This is a genomic window from Streptomyces sp. NPDC045021, from assembly GCF_056432645.1.
The window spans coordinates 189424-206083 of sequence record NZ_JBWKIQ010000011.1 but is presented as its reverse complement, the minus strand read 5'-3'; the positions used below and the strand labels follow the sequence as shown (position 1 = coordinate 206083).

Here is a 16660-nt window from a genome sequence, read left to right as displayed (position 1 = left end):
ATCCACCCCGAACCGCCTCCCGTGCGGCCATGATGAACGCATGGCGGGCCGGGGAGCATCCGAGCAACCGCAGCGGGTGAGCATCGCCGCTGCGGCGTGGCCGTCGGCAGCGGCCGACGAGGCGGCTGCCAAAGCCCTCGATCTGGTCGGGGATCCCTCGGTGGAGGAGGTCCGGCTGACCTCGCGCCCCGAGTCCGCCTCGACCGCGCGCCGGCTCTCCGTCTCGGTGCTGCGCCAGTGGGCGCTTCCGCAGCTCTCCGACACCGTCGAGTTACTGGTCTCGGAACTGGTCGGCAACGCCGTCCGGCACACCGGCGCCCGCACCTTCGGGATCCGGATGCTGCACCGCCGCGGCTGGATCCGCGTCGAGGTCCGCGATCCCTCGCGGGCGCTGCCCTGCCTGCTGCCGGTTCGCGAGCTCGACATCAGCGGCCGCGGTCTCTTCCTGGTCGACAAGCTCTCCGACCGCTGGGGAGTGGACCTCCAACCGCACGGCAAGACCACGTGGTTCGAGCTGCGCGTCCTGGACCGCTGAGAGCGCTGAGAGCGCCGGGATCGCAGGGACTGCTGGGCGGCGTCCCCGCTCCGTACAACGCGAAGAGGCCCTCTGCTGTCGTTGTGCGACGGCTTGAGGGCCTCTTCGTACCGCCGCGGAGCAAGGGGGGTGTGGTCCGCGGCGCCTTGGGAACGGCTCAGCCCGGGTCAGTGGGGGCCGTTGGCACCGACTCTGACACAGCGGGCACCGGGCAGGCAAACCCGTATTTCGGGCATTTGACAATATTATTCGTCAATCGCTTACGTATAGGGGAGTGAACTGCGCCACTTGCCTTGTAAACAGCGAATAAGAAGTATATCGATCTTGCTTTCGAACGATTCGCTATGTGGTGGAGCGTATGGACGCCCCCGCGGGCAGCATAAGCGGGACCGCCGCAGCTCGGAGCTCGTCGCTCAGCGGGCTGGGGCGCAGTGTGGCCGGGTCCAGCTTGACCTGGGCGCGGCGTCCCGAGGCGTGCACCACCTCGTGGTCGGCGGACAGCACGCGGAAGCCGTACACCACGCTGGTGCGCCCCAGGTGCTCGATCCAGATGTGCACGGCTGCGTCGCCAGCGCCGAGGATCGGTGCCAGGTACTCGATCCGGAACTCGCAGACCGCGAGGAACGTGTCGTCGTACTGGGAGCGTTCGGAGGTGTACGACCAGCCCCGGTCGACCCAGTAGGCGGTGATCGCGCGCTCGATGAACAGTGCGTAGCGGGCGTTGTGGACCATCCCCAGGGCGTCGAGATCGTCGAAGTGGATCTGGACGGGGAAGATCTGCGCGGCCGGCACTTCGTGAGCGGCCGGCGGCTGGGCGGTGGTCGTCATGTTCAGCTCTCCGGGAGGATCGAAGGGTCGGTGCAGCAGGCTCTGAGCCGGTTCAGGACGGCGCGGTGCGCCTGGCCGAAGACGGTGGCCCGGTCCATCAGCCGGGAGTGGGTGACCACGGCCTCGCCGAGCGCGTCGATCTCGAACGCGAGCTGCGCCGCGTCCACGTCCGCGCGCAGCTCGCCGAGGGCGACGGCCTCCTCGACGAGGTCCTGGATGTACCGCGTCCATTCGGCGATCGACTGCACGAGCCGGTCGCGCACCGCGCCCGGCCGGTCGTCGAACTCCGTCTGCACGGCGGCGAAGAAGCAGCCACCGGGCAGCACGTCCTCGGCGTAGAAGGCCAGCCGCGCCTCGTGCAGCGCGAGCAGCCGCCGTACCCCGGCCGGCGCCTCGTGCGCGGGCCGCGCCACCAGCGCGCTCCACTGCTTGCGAGCCCGGTCGACGACGTCGAGCTGGAGCTGCTCCTTGTCCCGCCAGTGCGTGAACAGTCCGGACTTGCTCACCCCGAGCGCTCCGGACAGCCGCGCCAGCGACAGTCCGTCCAGCCCGTCGACCGAGGCGAGCGCCACGGCGGTGTCCAGCACCGCTTCCCGCGTCCGCTGTCCGCGTACGCGCCTGCCGTCGGGCCGCTCGCTGTCTGCCATGACCTCACCGTAGCAGAAAGACGACCGACCGGTCGTACTTATTGTTGGGGCCGGAAATCCCGATAATCTGAGCCGGTCAATCAGGCACAGAGAAGGGGCGGGTCACGTGGCGGACATCGAGGCAGCGAAGAGGGCGTTCGACCGGTATGACCTCGACAAGGACGGTCAGATCACCGCGGCCGAGTACAAGAAGGTCATGGCCGAGCTCGGGGACTTCTACACCACCGAGACGGTCGCCCAGGCCGTGATCAACGCCGGCGACACCGATGGTGACGGCCAGCTCTCGTGGGACGAGTTCTGGGCCAAGCTGCAGGGCTGACCTCCATGAGAAGGGCCCGGCACCGTGACCGGTGCCGGGCCCTTCTCAGTATCCGGCGGCACTCGGCACCCATGGGGCGGGGGTGGGATCGCACAGCGAATGTTTGGTGTTATCGCGTCGAGGCCGGCTTTGTTGAACTGGCGTACTCGTAGTGCGTAGGTCTCGGGTTCGAATCCCGAACGTGGGCGGGTCAGATCTTGATCACGCGGATACCTGGCCCGCACAGCATCAGGAGATCCTGGGGGTCCGACGTCAGGACGGTCACGGGGGCGGGCGAAGCGAGTGCGGTGGCGGACACGATGGCGTCGAGTGCGTACTTGTGGCCGTGCAGCCCCGCCGCGGCGAGCAGCTTGCTCGCGTGGCGGGCGATGGCCTCCGTGGGCGGGATGATGTTCACGCGTGAGACGGCGTGGTCGAAGCGGGCCTGGTCGGTCCTGGGATCGCGCGCTTCGACGAGTGTGACGGAGCTGGTGATGACGCGGATGTCCTCGGCCTCGGCTGCGGCCAGCCATTCGGTGAGTTCCGGTGTGCGTCGTACGAGCTTGGACAGGCCTTCGCAGTCCAGGATGAGGGTGCCGCTCACGCGGCGTCCGCCGAGCCGGCCGTGGCGCCGCGCAGAAGCGCCCGCTTGGCCTCGACCGCGGCCTGGTCGACCGGGCCGTGCTCGGCTTCCGCGTCCTCGATGAGCTCGCGCAGCCGGTCCCGTTCCAGCTGGCGCTGGATGAGGGCCTCGACGTACGCGGACATGCCCCGGTTGCCGGTGCGCGCCTTGAGGGCCGCGATGGTGCCTTCATGGAGCGAGACGGAGACCGGGCGGACGGGGCCTTCTCCGGGCGCTGGCGAGGTGGTCATGACGCTACATTAACAAAAGTCTTGTTATTGGGGTCGGGTGATTTTGGGACCAATGGCCTCCCCACAGGCGCCGAGCGGCTGGCGATGGAGCCTAGGTGGCCGCTCTTCCGGCTGCCCTGAGCGGCTGTGATGGGCGTCCGGGATGGCCAGACCTTCGTCCCCGAGGGACCGGGGCCGTCGGAGGTGGAGCTCGAAACAGCCTGGTCAGGTACCAATCCGCCAAGGATCTCCCAGGGACTTTTCAGGGACTTTCAGCTCTGTCACAGGGACTTTTCAGGGACGATCCGCCGTGCAGGCGGGGAAGGCCGTGACCGAGCTGAAAGAACCGAAACCGCTGATCAGGGGTGGTTTCGTCAGCACTCGATGACGTTGACCGCGAGACCGCCGCGCGCCGTCTCCTTGTACTTGACCTTCATGTCGGCGCCGGTCTCCTTCATGGTCTTGATGACCTTGTCGAGGGAGACGTGGTGCCGGCCGTCGCCGCGCATGGCCATCCGGGCGGCCGTGATGGCCTTCACCGCGGCCATGCCGTTGCGCTCGATGCACGGGATCTGGACCAGGCCGCCGACCGGGTCGCAGGTGAGGCCGAGGTTGTGCTCCATGCCGATCTCGGCCGCGTTCTCCACCTGCTCGGGGGTGCCGCCCAGGACCTCGGCGAGGGCGCCGGCCGCCATCGAGCAGGCGGAGCCGACCTCGCCCTGGCAGCCGACCTCGGCGCCGGAGATGGAGGCGTTCTCCTTGAAGAGCATGCCGATGGCGCCGGCGGCGAGCATGAAGCGGACGATGCCCTCCTCGTCGGCGCCGGGCACGAAGTTCATGTAGTAGTGCAGGACGGCCGGGATGATGCCGGCCGCGCCGTTGGTGGGCGCGGTGACGACCCGGCCGCCCGCGGCGTTCTCCTCGTTCACGGCCATGGCGTAGAGGGTGACCCACTCCATCGCGAGCGCGGCCGGGTTGCCCTCGGCGCGCAGCTGGCGGGCCGAGTTGGCCGCGCGGCGGCGGACCTTGAGGCCGCCGGGGAGTATGCCCTCGCGGGACATGCCGCGCGAGACGCACGCCTGCATGACGCCCCAGATCTCCAGCAGCCCGGTACGGATCTCGGCCTCGCTGCGCCAGGCCTTCTCGTTCTCCAGCATCAGGGCGGCGATCGACAGCCCGGTGTCGCGGGAGAGCCGCAGCAGCTCGTCGCCGGTGCGGAAGGGGTGGCGCAGGACGGTGTCGTCGAGCTTGATCCGGTCCTGGCCGACCGCGTCCTCGTCGACGACGAACCCGCCGCCGACCGAGTAGTACGTCTTCTCCAGCAGGGGCGCGCCGTCCGCGTCGTAGGCGAAGAGCGTCATGCCGTTGGCGTGGTACGGCAGGGAACGGCGGCGGTGCAGGATCAGCTGGGACGAGGCGTCGAAGGGGATCTCGTGGGCGCCGAGCAGGTTGAGCCGGCCGCTGGTGCGGATGCGGGCCACCTCGTCGTCGGCGGTCTCGACGTCGACCGTGCGGGGGGAGTGGCCCTCCAGGCCCAGCAGGACCGCCTTCGGGGTGCCGTGGCCGTGGCCGGTGGCGCCCAGCGAGCCGAAGAGCTCGGCGCGGACGGAGGCGGTGTGGGCGAGCAGTCCTTCGTTCTTGAGCCGGTGGGCGAAGATCCCGGCGGCGCGCATGGGTCCGACGGTGTGCGAGCTGGACGGGCCGATACCGATCGAGAACAGGTCGAAGACCGAGATGGCCACGAGAAACTCCTTGGTTGAACAGACGCCGTTGTCTGCCGGGGTGGTGCGCGGGACAGGTGGGTGCGGGGGACATGGTGCGGGGCACCGGCTCACCTTCCAGTGTGCGCGGTGCCCCGACCTGACGCGTACGACGGTCCGATTACAGTCCGGGGTACAGCGGGTGCTTCGCCGCCAGGGCGGCGACGCGGGCGGACAGGCGCTTGGCCTGGTCCTCGTCGAAGTCCGGCTTGAGGACCTCGGCGATGATGTCGGCGACCTCGGTGAAGTCCTCGGTGCCGAAGCCGCGGGTGGCCAGCGCCGGGGTGCCGATCCGCAGGCCCGAGGTGACCATCGGGGGACGCGGGTCGTTCGGGATGGCGTTGCGGTTGACCGTGATGCCGACCTGGTGGAGCCGGTCCTCGGCCTGCTGCCCGTCCAGCTCGCTGCTGCGCAGGTCGACCAGGACCAGGTGCACATCGGTGCCGCCGGAGAGCACCGAGACGCCGACCTCGCTCAGGTCCGGCTGGACCAGCCGCTCGGCGAGGATCTTGGCGCCTTCGAGGGTACGGACCTGGCGGTCCTTGAACTCGTCGGTGGCCGCGACCTTGAAGGCCACCGCCTTGGCCGCGATCACGTGCTCCAGCGGGCCGCCCTGCTGGCCGGGGAAGACCGCGGAGTTGATCTTCTTGGCGTACTCGGCCTTGGAGAGGATCACGCCACCGCGCGGTCCGCCCAGGGTCTTGTGGGTCGTGGTGGTGACCACGTCCGCGTACGGCACGGGCGAGGGGTGCAGCCCGGCCGCGACCAGGCCCGCGAAGTGAGCCATGTCGACCATGAGCAGGGCGCCGACCTCGTCCGCGATCCGGCGGAACTCGGCGAAGTCGAGCTGGCGAGGGTAGGCCGACCAGCCCGCGATGATCAGCTGCGGGCGGTGCTCCTTGGCGAGGCGCTCGACCTCCTCCATGTCCACGAGGCTGGTCTTCTCGTCGACGTGGTAGGCGGCGACCTTGTAGAGCTTGCCGGAGAAGTTGATCTTCATGCCGTGGGTGAGGTGCCCACCGTGCGCCAGATCCAGGCCGAGGATGGTGTCGCCCGGCTTGATCAGGGCGAACATCGCGGCGGCGTTGGCCTGGGCGCCCGAGTGCGGCTGCACGTTCGCGGCCTCGGCGCCGAACAGCGCCTTGACCCGCTCGATGGCGAGCGTCTCGATGACGTCGACGTGCTCGCAGCCACCGTAGTAGCGGCGGCCGGGGTACCCCTCGGCGTACTTGTTGGTGAGGACCGAGCCCTGGGCCTCCAGGACGGCGACCGGCGCGAAGTTCTCCGACGCGATCATTTCGAGGGTGGACTGCTGACGGTGCAGTTCGGCGTCGACGGCGGCGGCGACGTCCGGGTCGAACTCATGAAGGGAGCTGTTCAGGAGCGACATGGGATCTTCCTGGTCGAGGTCAGGATCACGGATCGAGGTCGGTTTCGAGGTCCGGATCGAGGTCCGGGAGGGCTCAGCTGCCGGTGAAGGCGGAGTACTCCTCGGCGGAGAGCAGGTCCGAGGGCTCCTCCGTCGTCTTCACCTTGAACAGCCAGCCGCCCTCGAAGGGGGCCGAATTGACGAGGGAGGGATCATCGACGACGTCCTGGTTGACGTCCACGACCTCGCCGGTGACCGGGGAGTACAGGTCGCTGACCGACTTGGTCGACTCCAGTTCACCGCAGGTCTCGCCCGCCGTGACGACGGCTCCGACCTCCGGGAGCTGGACGAAGACGACGTCGCCGAGCGCGTCGGCGGCGTGTGAGGTGATGCCCACGGCGGACACTCCGGCCTCAGAGGCGGAGAGCCACTCGTGCTCCTTGCTGTAGCGCAGCTGCTGGGGGTTGCTCATAACGGAATTCTCCCGGATGTGAAGGTGTGCTCGCGCAGGGGTGGGCGGGTCGGTCAGCGCCGGCGCTTGTAGAAGGGCAGCGCAACCACCTTGTGCGGCTCTTGAGCGCCACGGATGTCGACGGCCACGCCCTCGGTGCCGGGCGCGGCGTGAGCGGCGTCGACGTAGGCGATGGCGATCGGCTGTCCGAGGGTCGGGGAGGGCGCACCGGAGGTGACCTCACCGATCACGGCGCCGCCGGCGGCGGTGACCGGGTAACCGGCGCGCGGTACGCGGCGGCCCTCGGCGACCAGCCCGACGAGCTTGCGCGGCGGCTGCTCCGCGGCCCGCTCGGCGGCGGCGGTCAGCGCCGTACGGCCGACGAAGTCGCCCGGCTTGTCGAACTTCACGACGCGGCCGAGACCGGCGTCGAACGGTGTGGTGGCGGTGGTCAGCTCGTGCCCGTAGAGCGGCATGCCGGCCTCCAGGCGCAGCGTGTCGCGGCAGGACAGGCCGCACGGGATGAGGCCGACGCCGGCACCCGCCTCGGTGATCGCCTTCCACAGCTCCTCGGCGTGCTCGGGGGCCACGAAGAGCTCGAAGCCGTCCTCGCCGGTGTAGCCGGTACGGGCGATCAGCGCGGGGACGCCCGCGACGGTGCCGGGCAGGCCCGCGTAGTACTTGAGCCCGTCCAGGTCGGCGTCGGTGAGGCCCTTCATGATGCCGGGGGACTCGGGGCCCTGGACGGCGATCAGCGCGTAGGCGTCGCGGTCGTCGCGGACCGTGGCGTCGAACGCCGCGGCGCGGTCGGTGACGGCGTCCAGGACGACCTGGGCGTTGCCGGCGTTCGCGACGACCATGTACTCGTCCTCGCCGAGGCGGTAGACGATCAGGTCGTCCACGATCCCGCCGTCCGCGGCGCAGATCATCGTGTAGCGGGCCCGGCCGACCGCGAGGGCCGAGATGTGGCCGACGAGCGCGTAGTCCAGCGCCTCGCCCGCCTGCGGGCCGGTGACGGTGATCTCGCCCATGTGCGAGAGGTCGAACAGGCCGGCGCGGGTGCGGACGGCGGTGTGCTCGTCGCGCTCGCTGGCGTACCGCAGCGGCATGTCCCAGCCGGCGAAGTCGGTCATCGTCGCGCCGAGCGCGCGATGCAGGGCGTCGAGCGCCGTACGGCGCGGGGCGTCGGTGGGCGGCTGGCTCATCAGTCGGGCTCCCGGTGCAGGCGTGGCGAGACTCTCATGGCAAAGGATGACGAAACCCCGAAGGAAGGGGCCTCCCCATCTGTCATCGGAACCTGAGAGGTTCACCGCGGCCCGGCGGGGCCCCGGCTTGCACCTTGGGTGGGACGGGCCGTGAACGGGCCCGACCGCTTTTCAGATGTGCCTCGCCCGCGCGGTGACTGTGCCTGAGAGATTCAAGGGAGGACTTGCTCCTTCGGCGCCCTGCTCATGATGGCAGGGACTCTCCCGCGCGGCCTCTAACGGCCAATATGCAAGTTGTGGCGCTCATCATTGCATGCGGTGGAAGCCACCGGGCCTCTGGGGAATCGCTTTGCTTGCCATTACCCTCTCTTTACCGACGTTGGCTGGGGGTACCTCCCAGCGGTGGCTGGGGAACGGCGGTCGCCGGCTTGGGGGCACCTCCCGGCGGTGGCTGGGGGAGGCGGAGGCTGTGCAGGGGGACGAGCGGGCGGCCGGGGCGACGCTGCGCTACCCGGCGGGGGACGTGCTGGTCGTGTCGGGGCTGCCGGGCAGCGGCAAGAGCACCCTGATGCGGCGCGCGGTCGACGAGCGGGACGGCGCGGACGGCGAGGTCCGCAGGATCGACTCGCAGGACGTCCGGCGGCACTGGGAGTCACTGATGCCGCCGCTGCTGCCGTACGCGGCGTACCGCCCGCTGGTGCGGCTCGTCCACTACGCGCGGCTGCGCCGGGCGCTGCGCACCGGAGCCAGCCTCGTCGTCCATGACTGCGGCTCGCTGGCCTGGGTCCGGCGCTGGCTGGCCCGGGACGCCCGCCGCCGCGGCCGGGGGCTGCACCTGCTGGTACTGGACGTACCGGAGGACGCGGCCCGCGCCGGCCAGCTCGCGCGCGGGCGGACGGTGTCCGGATACGCCATGGCCCGGCACCGCAGGGCGGCCCGGCGGCTGGTGGCGCTGGCCGGGTCAGGCGGGCGGCCCGACGGCTGCGTCTCCGCGCTGCTCCTGGACCGGTCCGCGGCGGGCGCGGTGCGGCGGATAGTCTTCGGCGGCGGCCGGGCGGGTCCCGAGTCCGCCCAGATGGCCGTTCCGGCGGATCAGGGCGGCCGGCAACCCGGTAACCGCTAGGGTTCCGGCAGAGCGGCAGGCGCCGGGCAGGGCGGGCACCGGCCGTACGAAGCAGACATCCCAGGCTCTACCCCGCGAGGCACAGCGCAGTGAACACGCAGCTTCCGCCTCCCCCAGCCGGCGCTGGGGGTGCTCCCCACCCGGCCGACGCATGGCCGGCCAACGAACTCGAAGCCGTACTCGCCGCGAGCGTCGGCACGCCGGGTGCGAACGCCCGGCTGCTCGAAGTGCTCGGGCGCTCCCAGCTGTGGGTGCCGCTGCCGAACGGCGGCGGGCCCGGCAGCCGCGATCTGGACCTGCCGTCCTTCGAACTCGACGGCACCCTGTACATACCGGTGTTCAGTTCCGAGCAGCAGTTCCTGCGCGCCGCTCAGGGGATGGCCTGCACCGTCGCGCCGGCCCGCGAGTTCGCCCGCGGGCTGCCCCCGGAGGTCGGCATCGCCGTCAATCCGGGCGGGACGGCCGGGATCCCGCTGCCGCCACCCGCCGTCCAGGACCTCTGCCGCTCCGACCGCGACCCGCGGGCGTCGACCGGCGGCCGGGTCCGGCTGTGGGAGCCGGAACCGGACGACGAGCCGGTCGACTTCCTCGCGGCGGCGGCGGGCGAGTTCGCGGTGACCCCGGTGGTGCTCTCCGCGCGGCGCGCGGTGGCCAGCGTCGAGGGCGGGCCGCCGCAGCTCTTCGTCGGCGTCGAACTGGACCGCTGGCAGGAGGAGGACCGGGCCGCCGCGATGGACGCGCTGGGCCGCGCCCTCGGCGCCGTACCGCTGCCACTGCCGGTGCAGCTGGTACTGCTGGACATCGCCCAGGACCCCGTAGCCGACTGGATGCTGGAGCAGGTGCGGCCCTTCTTCGGACGGGACTGAGCCCGTGCGCTGTCTGCGGGGGCGCACAACCTGGTTTGATGGCGGGCGGTGCACAGGCGTGCGCCGGACCCGGTGACACCGGTGTCGGAGAGAAGGGGCGGACCCACGTGATCGCGGGCGCGCAAGGCGGTGCGGCGGCAGCCGGCCACGTCGAGCAGATGCTTCGGCAGGTGGCGCCCGGACGATTCGACGCCTACGAGGACCTGCTGGTGTCGTTGGCCGGCGGCCAGGTCTGGATGCTGCTGTGGCACGGCACACCCGGATCCCCCGACGCCCAGTACGGGAACATGGAGATCGACGGCTACGGCTACGCGCCGGCGGTCACCTCTCCCCAGGAGCTCGTCGCCAGCGGCTGGAACCGCGCCCACGAGATCGTCCAGGGCCGCGACATCGCCACCGCCCTGTTCCCCGAGCGCTGGGGACTGTGGCTGAACCCGCACGCCCCCGGCGGCGGCGTCGGCATCCCCTGGCTCGATCTGCGCCGGATCGCCACCGGCCTCGACCGGCTGCCCGCGGGACCGCTGCAGATCGGCGAGCCGGCCCTGCAGATCCCGCAGTTCTACGCCCTGCTCTCGCAGCACGCCCACCGGACCCCGGCCGTACGGTCGCTGCGCCGCGCCTGGGTGCAGCCCGCGCTGGGCGAGCCGTACCTCGCCATCGGCCTGGACATGTACGACTCCTCGCCGCAGGCGGTGGAAGCGGTGCGGCTGATGATGCAGCAGTCGATCAGCGGAGTGCCGGACGGGCTGGCCGTCTCCACGGTCGCGATGGCGGACGAGTACGACCCGGTCGCCATGTGGATGCGGACCAACGGCCAGCCCTTCTTCGACCGTGAGGCGCACGCCGCCTCGGGCCCCGCCCCGGCGGCCGGCTGGGGCTGGCCGCAACAGGGCTGGCCCCAGGGCCAGGCACCCCGCTAGGGCCGCCCGACACCAGCTGGACGGGCCCGGCGGGGACAGCGCTCCTACGCGCCCGTGAGGGCCGCCCCGATGAGGCCGAGCGGCGGGCTGCCGAGGTCCATCAGCGCGCCGTGGAAGCGTTCCAGCGAGAAGCCGGACCCCCAGTCGCGGCGCGCCCGCTCGCGCAGCCGCATGATCTCCAGCTTGCCCCAGGTGTAGCGCCCGTAGGCGGCGTCGAAGGTGCCGCGGCGGGCCTCGGAGGCGGCGCCGGCGCGGGCCAGATGGGCATCGCGCATGAACCACTCGGTCGCCTCGTCGACGGTCATCGCGCCGGTGTGCAGACCGATGGCGCAGGAGAGCCTGGTGACGCGTACCAGCGCCTCGAGGGCGACCCCGATGGCGAACCGCGGGTCACGGGCCCGGAAGCCCTCCTCGAGGCAGACCTCCTCGACGTAGTGGGCCCAGCCCTCGCAGAAGGACAGCGAGTGCAGGACCCGCCGAACCGGCGTGGGCGCGCGGCGCAGCGAGCGGCCGTGCGCGAAGTGGCCGGGGGCGACCTCGTGGACGGTGATCGAGGGGAGGCTGGTGCGGCTGAAAACCGTCAGCCACTCCTCGCGTTCGGATTCCGGCCAGTCCGGCTCCGGTGGGGTGACGTGGTACCAGGAGGCGGCGTCGGGTTCACCGGGCGACGCCCAGGACATCATCGCCATCGCCCAGCGCCGGGACGGCGGCGCGGGGCCGACCAGGCAGTCGCCGTCCAGATGCGGCACCAGCCGCTTGGCCCGGGTGAACTCGATGACCTCCTCGGTCAGCCGGGCGGCCTCCGGGATGACGCCGTCGGCCGCGGGGTGGTCGGCGAGGAGTTCCGCGATGAGCTCGTCGACGTCGCGCCGCGGGTCGAGCGCGCGGCAGGACTCGACCAGCAACTCCGTCAGCCGGTCCCGCTCGCCGGCCGCCTCGGCCGCCAGCGCCGGCAGGTCGACGGGCAGGCCCTCCTGACTGCCCATCAGGGCCGCCAGCGCGTCGCCGCCGAGCCGCGGGTCGGGATCGCCGGTCCTGGCGGCGCGGTCCACGTGCGCCACCAGCCGCTCGTGCGCGGGGAGCGCCGCGGCGGCCTCGGGGCCCTGGTCCGGGTGGAGCCCCGCGGCCAGGCCGCGTACGGCGCCGAGGAGCGCGCCCGCGACCGGCGCGCTCACCCGGTCGAGCGAGGTGATGGCGGCGTCCACCGCTTCCGGCCACTGCGCCAAGTGCTTGAGGCGGGCGGCGGACCGCTCCTGCTGCGGGGCGTACTCACGGTCGTAGGAGGCGAGTTCCAGGTTGGACAGATGGGGGTACGGGTCGCGGCGGTGCAGCTCCAGCTCGCCGTACTGGACCCGCAGTGACTCCTCGAAGACGGACAGATGCGCATCGTCATGGCGCTCGCGCGCGCCGTGCGGGACCGGGCGCCCGCGGCGCGCGTGCGCGAGGGCGGACAGTCCGCGCCGGACGCCGGCGGGTGACAAATCCTGCACCCGCCCGTCGTACTCGTGCAGACCGGCCATTTCCCGGACAGTGGGGATCATCAGGTCGCACACCGCATGCAGCCGATCATTCATATGCCGACGTTACATGCGGCGCGGTACATAACGGACGATGATCCACCAGATCACAGTTGCGCATCCATTCGGCTTGAGGGCTGGCGGGTGATCGCGGAGTGGATGAAGACTCTCGCCGCAAGGGGCTATTGGCCCAGACAACACCTGCTCCGCCTGCACCAACAGCACCGCCTGCACCGCGTGTTTTCCCTGCAATTGAGCAAGGCCGCAGCACCAGCAGAACGACTGATGAGTAAAGCCGCTACAGCGGCGGGCGCGCGCCGGCTATCCGCCGGCGAGAGGGGTCAGTTTCACCATGACCGCACCGATAGAGACCACTGCTTCGCAGGCCGGGGCACAGCCCGAAGCCATTCTCAGTGGCGTCAAGAAGAGCCAGATCGAGGGACGCTCCCTCGGCCAGATCGCCTGGATGCGCTTCCGGCGCGACAAGGTGGCCGTGGCCGGCGGCATCGTCGTGATCCTCCTGGTGCTGCTGGCCGTGCTGGCGAAGCCGATCGAGTCGATCTTCGGCCTCGACCCCAACGAGTTCCACCAGGATCTGGTCAACCCCGAGCTGCTGTCGCCCAAGGGCGGATGGGGCGGCATGAGCTGGGCCCACCCTCTGGGTGTCGACCCGCAATTCGGCCGTGACCTGCTGGCGCGCACCATCGAGGGCTCCTGGATCTCGCTGGTGGTGGCCACCGGTGCGACGATCCTGTCCAATGTGATCGGCACCGTCCTCGGCATTGTCGCCGGCTACTACGGCGGCTGGGTGGACAGCGTGATCAGCCGGCTGATGGACACCTTCCTGGCCTTCCCACTGCTGCTGTTCGCGATCTCCATTTCGGCTTCGCTGCAGGACGGTGCTTTCGGTCTTGAGGGCCTTCAGCTGCGAATCTGTGTACTGATCTTCGTCATCGGATTCTTCAATTGGCCCTACATGGGCCGAATTGTGCGCGGGCAGACTCTCAGCCTGCGCGAGCGTGAGTTTGTGGAAGCCGCCCGCAGCCTGGGTGCCCGCGGCCCATTCATTCTATTCCGTGAGCTGTTGCCCAACCTTGTGGCGCCGATCCTCGTGTATTCGACGCTGCTGATTCCGACCAACATTCTCTTCGAGGCGGCGCTCAGCTTCCTCGGGGTCGGTATCGCTCCGCCGCAGGCTTCCTGGGGCAACATGCTCACCAGCGCTGTTGACGTCTTCCAGGCGGACCCGCAGTACATGTTCGTGCCGGGCTTGGCGATCTTCGTCACGGTCCTGGCCTTCAACCTGCTGGGCGACGGGCTGCGCGATGCCCTCGATCCCCGCAGCAAGTGACCCCGCGGCGCGACCTCCCGCGCGCGGTTTGTATCTCCACCGATCGAGGGGGCATTCCCCGGCATGAACAGCAGAAAAGCGACAGCCGTGCTGGCGCTTGCCACGGCTATGGCCTTGGGAGCGTCCGCTTGCAGCAGCGACACCAAGACGACCGACAAGGGGACGTCCAAGACCGCGGCCACCGACGCCGCCCTGACCACGATCGTCGGCAAGACGGACAAGAAGGGGGGGACGGTAACGCTGGAGGACTCCGACGTGCCGGACTCCCTGGACCCCGGTAACACCTACTACGGCTGGGTGCAGAACTTCTCCCGGCTGTACGGGCGCACCCTGCTGACCTTCAAGCCCGCCGCGGGCAAGGCAGGGCTCGACATCGTCCCGGACCTCGCCACCGGCCTCGGTAAGGCCAGTACCGACGCCAAGACGTGGACCTACACGATCCGCAAGGGCATCAAGTACGAGGACGGCACCGAGATCACGTCCAAGGACGTGAAGTACGCGATCGAGCGCAGCAACTTCGCGCCCGACGTCATGGCCAACGGCCCGACGTACTTCAAGGCGTACCTGGAGGGTGGCGACAAGTACCAGGGTCCGTACAAGGACAAGTCCCCCGAGGGCCTGAAGTCCATCGAGACCCCGGACGACACGACGATCGTCTTCCACCTCGCCAAGCCCTTCGCCGACTTCGACTACCTGGCGACGTTCTCGCAGACGGCCCCCGTGCCGGCGGCGAAGGACACCGGCGCCAAGTACGTGCAGCACATCATCTCGTCCGGCCCGTACAAGTTCGCTTCGTACACCGAGGGCTCGGGCGCGACGCTGGTCCGCAACGACAAGTGGGACGCGTCCACGGACTCGGTCCGCCCGGCGCTGCCGGACAAGTACGTGCTGAAGTTGAAGGTGAACCCGCTCACCATCGACAACAACCTGCTGGCAGACAACAGCACGGTCGACGCCGCCGGCGCCGGTGTGCAGCCGCAGACCCAGCCGAAGATCCTCAACAGCGCGAAGAACCTGAAGAACTCCGACAACTCCATCGCCGGTGCCACCTCGTACCTGGCGATGAACGTCAACGTGAAGCCGTTCGACAACCCCGACTGCCGTAAGGCCGTTCAGTGGGCGATCGACAAGTCCTCGGTCCAGGCGGCCGCGGGTGGCAAGGTCAAGGGCGATGTCGCCTCGACCCTGATCCCGCCGTCGGTCAACGGATTCAACAAGTTCGACCTGTACCCGTCCGAGGGCAACAAGGGCGACGAGGCCAAGGCCAAGGCCGCTCTCACCGCCTGCGGCCAGCCGAGCGGCTTCAGCACCACACTGACCGCCCGTACCGACCGTCCGTCCGAGGTCGCCGCGGCCACCGCCGTCCAGGCCTCGCTGAAGAAGGTCGGCATCAACGCCGAGATCAAGACCTTCCCGGCCGGCAAGTACTTCTCCAACTACGTCGGCGTGCCGAGCTACGTGCACGAGCACAAGCTCGGACTGATGATGATGGCGTGGGGCGCCGACTGGCCGACCGGCTACGGCTTCCTCGACCAGATCATCGACGGCAGCGCGATCAAGCCCTCGGGTGGCAACAACCTGATGGAGCTGAACGACCCGGCCATCAACAAGGCCCTGTCCGACGCGATCGCCAACACCGACACCGCGGCCCGCACCAAGGCCTGGGGCGACATCGACAAGATGGTCATGGAGAACGCCTCGGTCGTGCCGCTGCTGTGGCGCAAGAACCTGCTCTACCGTCCGCCGGGGGCGACCAACGTCACGGTCACTCAGGCGTACCTGGGCATGTACGACTACCTGCTGATGAGCTCCTCCAAGTAAAAGGAAGGCAGGTGAAGGCTTCGGTGTCCCGCCGGACCGGGTAGAACCCGGTCCGGCGGGCCCGGCGCCGCACGGTTGTGGCTGCGTACATTATTCGACGCGTGTTCGCCGCGGTGATCCTGCTGCTGGTCGTCAGCGCAGTCACCTTCGCGATCTTCTTCCTGGTGCCCCGCCTCGGCGGTCAGACCACCGATCAGCTGGCGACCCAGTACGTGGGTAAGGACGCCAACCCCGCATCCGTCCTGGCGGTCAAGAAGAACCTCGGGTTCGACCTGCCGCTCTACGAGCAATACTGGCACTTCCTCAGGGCCCTGCTCTTCGGCGCCGACTACAAGTTCGGTCCGGACGCCTCGCACTGCAGTGCTCCCTGCTTCGGCTACTCCTTCAAGACGCACGTAGAGGTCTGGCCGCAGCTGCAGCAGCGGATCCCCGTGACCTTCTCGATGGCCATCGGTGCGGCCGTGATCTGGGTGGTCAGCGGTGTGACGATCGGTGTGATCTCCGCCCTCAAGCGGGGCTCGCTCTTCGACCGGCTCTCGATGGGCGTGGCGCTGGCCGGTGTCTCCCTCCCGATCTTCTTCACCGGAATCCTGCTGCTGGGTGTGTTCACGCTCCAGTGGCCGATCTGGTCGGAGGGTGTCAACTACGTACCGTTCACCGACAATCCGGCGGAATGGGCGTGGAATCTGCTGCTCCCCTGGATTTCCCTCGCCTTCCTCTATTCGGCGCTGTACGCCCGCCTCACCCGCGCCGGCATGCTGGAGACGATGGGCGAGGACTACATCCGCACCGCGCGGGCCAAGGGCCTGCGGGAACGCAGTGTGGTCGCCAAACACGGGCTGCGGGCCGCGCTCACCCCGATCGTCACCATCTTCGGTATGGACTTCGGCCTGCTGATCGGTGGCGCGGTCATCACCGAGAACGTCTTCTCCTTCAAGGGGATCGGCGCCTACGCCGTCTCCGGGGTCCAGGACAACGACCTGCCGATCGTGATGGGCGTAACCCTGGTCGCCGCCTTCTTCATCGTCGTCTCCAGCCTCCTGGTGGACCTTGTGTACGCCGCCATCGACCCCAGGGTGAGGTACTCGTGAGCACCGCCGGCACCGATCCGTTCCAG

Annotated in this window: 17 protein-coding genes and 2 riboswitches; of the genes, 8 read left to right on the top strand and 9 right to left on the bottom strand. The window is 69.7% G+C overall.

Annotation, left to right across the window (positions count from 1 at the left end):
* The first annotated feature begins 40 nt into the window (after nt 1-40).
* Nucleotides 41-535 carry an ATP-binding protein gene (locus AC07DC_RS29890; RefSeq protein ID WP_478917596.1) on the top strand — a complete coding sequence of 165 codons (495 nt, stop codon included), beginning with the start codon at nt 41-43 and terminating at the stop codon, nt 533-535.
* Nucleotides 536-877: 342 nt separating this feature from the next.
* Here AC07DC_RS29890 and AC07DC_RS29885 read toward each other — a convergent pair whose 3' ends face one another.
* Both AC07DC_RS29885 and AC07DC_RS29880 read right to left on the bottom strand, forming a co-directional pair.
* Entirely contained in the window at nt 878-1363 is a 486-nt protein-coding gene (locus AC07DC_RS29885; protein WP_478917595.1) for an acyl-CoA thioesterase, read from the bottom strand.
* Between the two features lie 2 nt (nt 1364-1365).
* On the bottom strand, nt 1366-2010 hold the full coding sequence (locus tag AC07DC_RS29880; RefSeq protein WP_478917594.1) for a TetR family transcriptional regulator C-terminal domain-containing protein: 645 nt from the start codon (nt 2008-2010) through the stop codon (nt 1366-1368).
* 106 nt (nt 2011-2116) lie between these two features.
* On the opposite strand from AC07DC_RS29880, the gene AC07DC_RS29875 reads away from it, so the two are divergent.
* Nucleotides 2117-2329 carry an EF-hand domain-containing protein gene (locus tag AC07DC_RS29875; RefSeq protein WP_478917593.1) on the top strand — a complete coding sequence of 71 codons (213 nt, stop codon included), beginning with the start codon at nt 2117-2119 and terminating at the stop codon, nt 2327-2329.
* Nucleotides 2330-2519: 190 nt separating this feature from the next.
* Here the strand turns inward: AC07DC_RS29875 and AC07DC_RS29870 are convergent, their stop codons facing one another.
* The 6 genes from AC07DC_RS29870 to gcvT form a co-directional block, all read right to left on the bottom strand.
* A complete protein-coding gene (locus AC07DC_RS29870; protein ID WP_478917592.1) occupies nt 2520-2912 on the bottom strand; it encodes a type II toxin-antitoxin system VapC family toxin in 393 nt (130 codons plus the stop codon).
* On the bottom strand, nt 2909-3181 hold the full coding sequence (locus tag AC07DC_RS29865) for a hypothetical protein (protein WP_269272641.1): 273 nt from the start codon (nt 3179-3181) through the stop codon (nt 2909-2911). Before AC07DC_RS29865 ends, AC07DC_RS29870 begins: the two co-directional genes overlap by 4 nt.
* Before the next feature lie 353 nt (nt 3182-3534).
* Nucleotides 3535-4902, bottom strand: coding sequence for an L-serine ammonia-lyase (locus AC07DC_RS29860; protein ID WP_478917591.1), 1368 nt, complete (start codon nt 4900-4902; stop codon nt 3535-3537).
* Nucleotides 4903-5041: 139 nt separating this feature from the next.
* On the bottom strand, nt 5042-6310 hold the full coding sequence (locus AC07DC_RS29855; RefSeq protein ID WP_478917590.1) for a serine hydroxymethyltransferase: 1269 nt from the start codon (nt 6308-6310) through the stop codon (nt 5042-5044).
* A gap of 73 nt (nt 6311-6383) precedes the next feature.
* Entirely contained in the window at nt 6384-6761 is a 378-nt protein-coding gene (gene gcvH, locus AC07DC_RS29850; RefSeq protein ID WP_478917589.1) for a glycine cleavage system protein GcvH, read from the bottom strand.
* A gap of 53 nt (nt 6762-6814) precedes the next feature.
* A complete protein-coding gene (gene gcvT / locus AC07DC_RS29845; protein WP_478917588.1) occupies nt 6815-7945 on the bottom strand; it encodes a glycine cleavage system aminomethyltransferase GcvT in 1131 nt (376 codons plus the stop codon).
* A gap of 69 nt (nt 7946-8014) precedes the next feature.
* Nucleotides 8015-8126: riboswitch (glycine riboswitch) on the bottom strand.
* Nucleotides 8127-8222: riboswitch (glycine riboswitch) on the bottom strand.
* A gap of 192 nt (nt 8223-8414) precedes the next feature.
* Here gcvT and AC07DC_RS29840 point away from each other — a divergent pair.
* The 3 genes from AC07DC_RS29840 (at nt 8415) to AC07DC_RS29830 (ending at nt 10854) form a co-directional block, all read left to right on the top strand.
* Nucleotides 8415-9068 carry an AAA family ATPase gene (locus tag AC07DC_RS29840; RefSeq protein WP_478917587.1) on the top strand — a complete coding sequence of 218 codons (654 nt, stop codon included), beginning with the start codon at nt 8415-8417 and terminating at the stop codon, nt 9066-9068.
* Nucleotides 9069-9157: 89 nt separating this feature from the next.
* Nucleotides 9158-9934, top strand: coding sequence for an enhanced serine sensitivity protein SseB (locus AC07DC_RS29835; RefSeq protein WP_478917586.1), 777 nt, complete (start codon nt 9158-9160; stop codon nt 9932-9934).
* A 158-nt stretch (nt 9935-10092) separates the two neighbouring features.
* Complete coding sequence (locus AC07DC_RS29830) at nt 10093-10854, top strand: enhanced serine sensitivity protein SseB C-terminal domain-containing protein (protein ID WP_478917726.1); 762 nt, start codon at nt 10093-10095, stop codon at nt 10852-10854.
* A gap of 44 nt (nt 10855-10898) precedes the next feature.
* Here AC07DC_RS29830 and AC07DC_RS29825 read toward each other — a convergent pair whose 3' ends face one another.
* Entirely contained in the window at nt 10899-12428 is a 1530-nt protein-coding gene (locus AC07DC_RS29825) for a DUF885 family protein (RefSeq protein WP_478917585.1), read from the bottom strand.
* A gap of 295 nt (nt 12429-12723) precedes the next feature.
* Here AC07DC_RS29825 and AC07DC_RS29820 point away from each other — a divergent pair, with 295 nt between their 5' ends.
* The 3 genes from AC07DC_RS29820 (at nt 12724) to AC07DC_RS29810 (ending at nt 16634) form a co-directional block, all read left to right on the top strand.
* The gene (locus tag AC07DC_RS29820) at nt 12724-13722 is read left to right on the top strand and encodes an ABC transporter permease (protein WP_478917584.1); all 999 of its coding nucleotides are present in this window, start codon (nt 12724-12726) and stop codon (nt 13720-13722) included.
* A gap of 63 nt (nt 13723-13785) precedes the next feature.
* Nucleotides 13786-15543 (top strand): ABC transporter substrate-binding protein, encoded by a 1758-nt coding sequence (locus AC07DC_RS29815; protein WP_478917583.1) that lies wholly within the window; start codon nt 13786-13788, stop codon nt 15541-15543.
* 77 nt (nt 15544-15620) lie between these two features.
* Nucleotides 15621-16634 carry an ABC transporter permease gene (locus AC07DC_RS29810; RefSeq protein ID WP_478917582.1) on the top strand — a complete coding sequence of 338 codons (1014 nt, stop codon included), beginning with the start codon at nt 15621-15623 and terminating at the stop codon, nt 16632-16634.
* The last annotated feature ends 26 nt before the right edge of the window (nt 16635-16660 follow it).

What these genes read in the sequence shown, in the direction of transcription:
- AC07DC_RS29890 (WP_478917596.1), top strand. Translation starts at nt 41, where the DNA reads ATGGCGGGCCGGGGAGCATCCGAGCAACCGCAGCGGGTGAGCATCGCC.
- AC07DC_RS29885 (WP_478917595.1), bottom strand. Translation starts at nt 1,363, where the DNA reads ATGACGACCACCGCCCAGCCGCCGGCCGCTCACGAAGTGCCGGCCGCG.
- AC07DC_RS29880 (WP_478917594.1), bottom strand. Translation starts at nt 2,010, where the DNA reads ATGGCAGACAGCGAGCGGCCCGACGGCAGGCGCGTACGCGGACAGCGG.
- AC07DC_RS29865 (WP_269272641.1), bottom strand. Translation starts at nt 3,181, where the DNA reads ATGACCACCTCGCCAGCGCCCGGAGAAGGCCCCGTCCGCCCGGTCTCC.
- AC07DC_RS29855 (WP_478917590.1), bottom strand. Translation starts at nt 6,310, where the DNA reads ATGTCGCTCCTGAACAGCTCCCTTCATGAGTTCGACCCGGACGTCGCC.
- gcvH (WP_478917589.1), bottom strand. Translation starts at nt 6,761, where the DNA reads ATGAGCAACCCCCAGCAGCTGCGCTACAGCAAGGAGCACGAGTGGCTC.
- gcvT (WP_478917588.1), bottom strand. Translation starts at nt 7,945, where the DNA reads ATGAGCCAGCCGCCCACCGACGCCCCGCGCCGTACGGCGCTCGACGCC.
- AC07DC_RS29830 (WP_478917726.1), top strand. Translation starts at nt 10,093, where the DNA reads ATGCTTCGGCAGGTGGCGCCCGGACGATTCGACGCCTACGAGGACCTG.
- AC07DC_RS29825 (WP_478917585.1), bottom strand. Translation starts at nt 12,428, where the DNA reads ATGAATGATCGGCTGCATGCGGTGTGCGACCTGATGATCCCCACTGTC.
- AC07DC_RS29820 (WP_478917584.1), top strand. Translation starts at nt 12,724, where the DNA reads ATGACCGCACCGATAGAGACCACTGCTTCGCAGGCCGGGGCACAGCCC.
- AC07DC_RS29815 (WP_478917583.1), top strand. Translation starts at nt 13,786, where the DNA reads ATGAACAGCAGAAAAGCGACAGCCGTGCTGGCGCTTGCCACGGCTATG.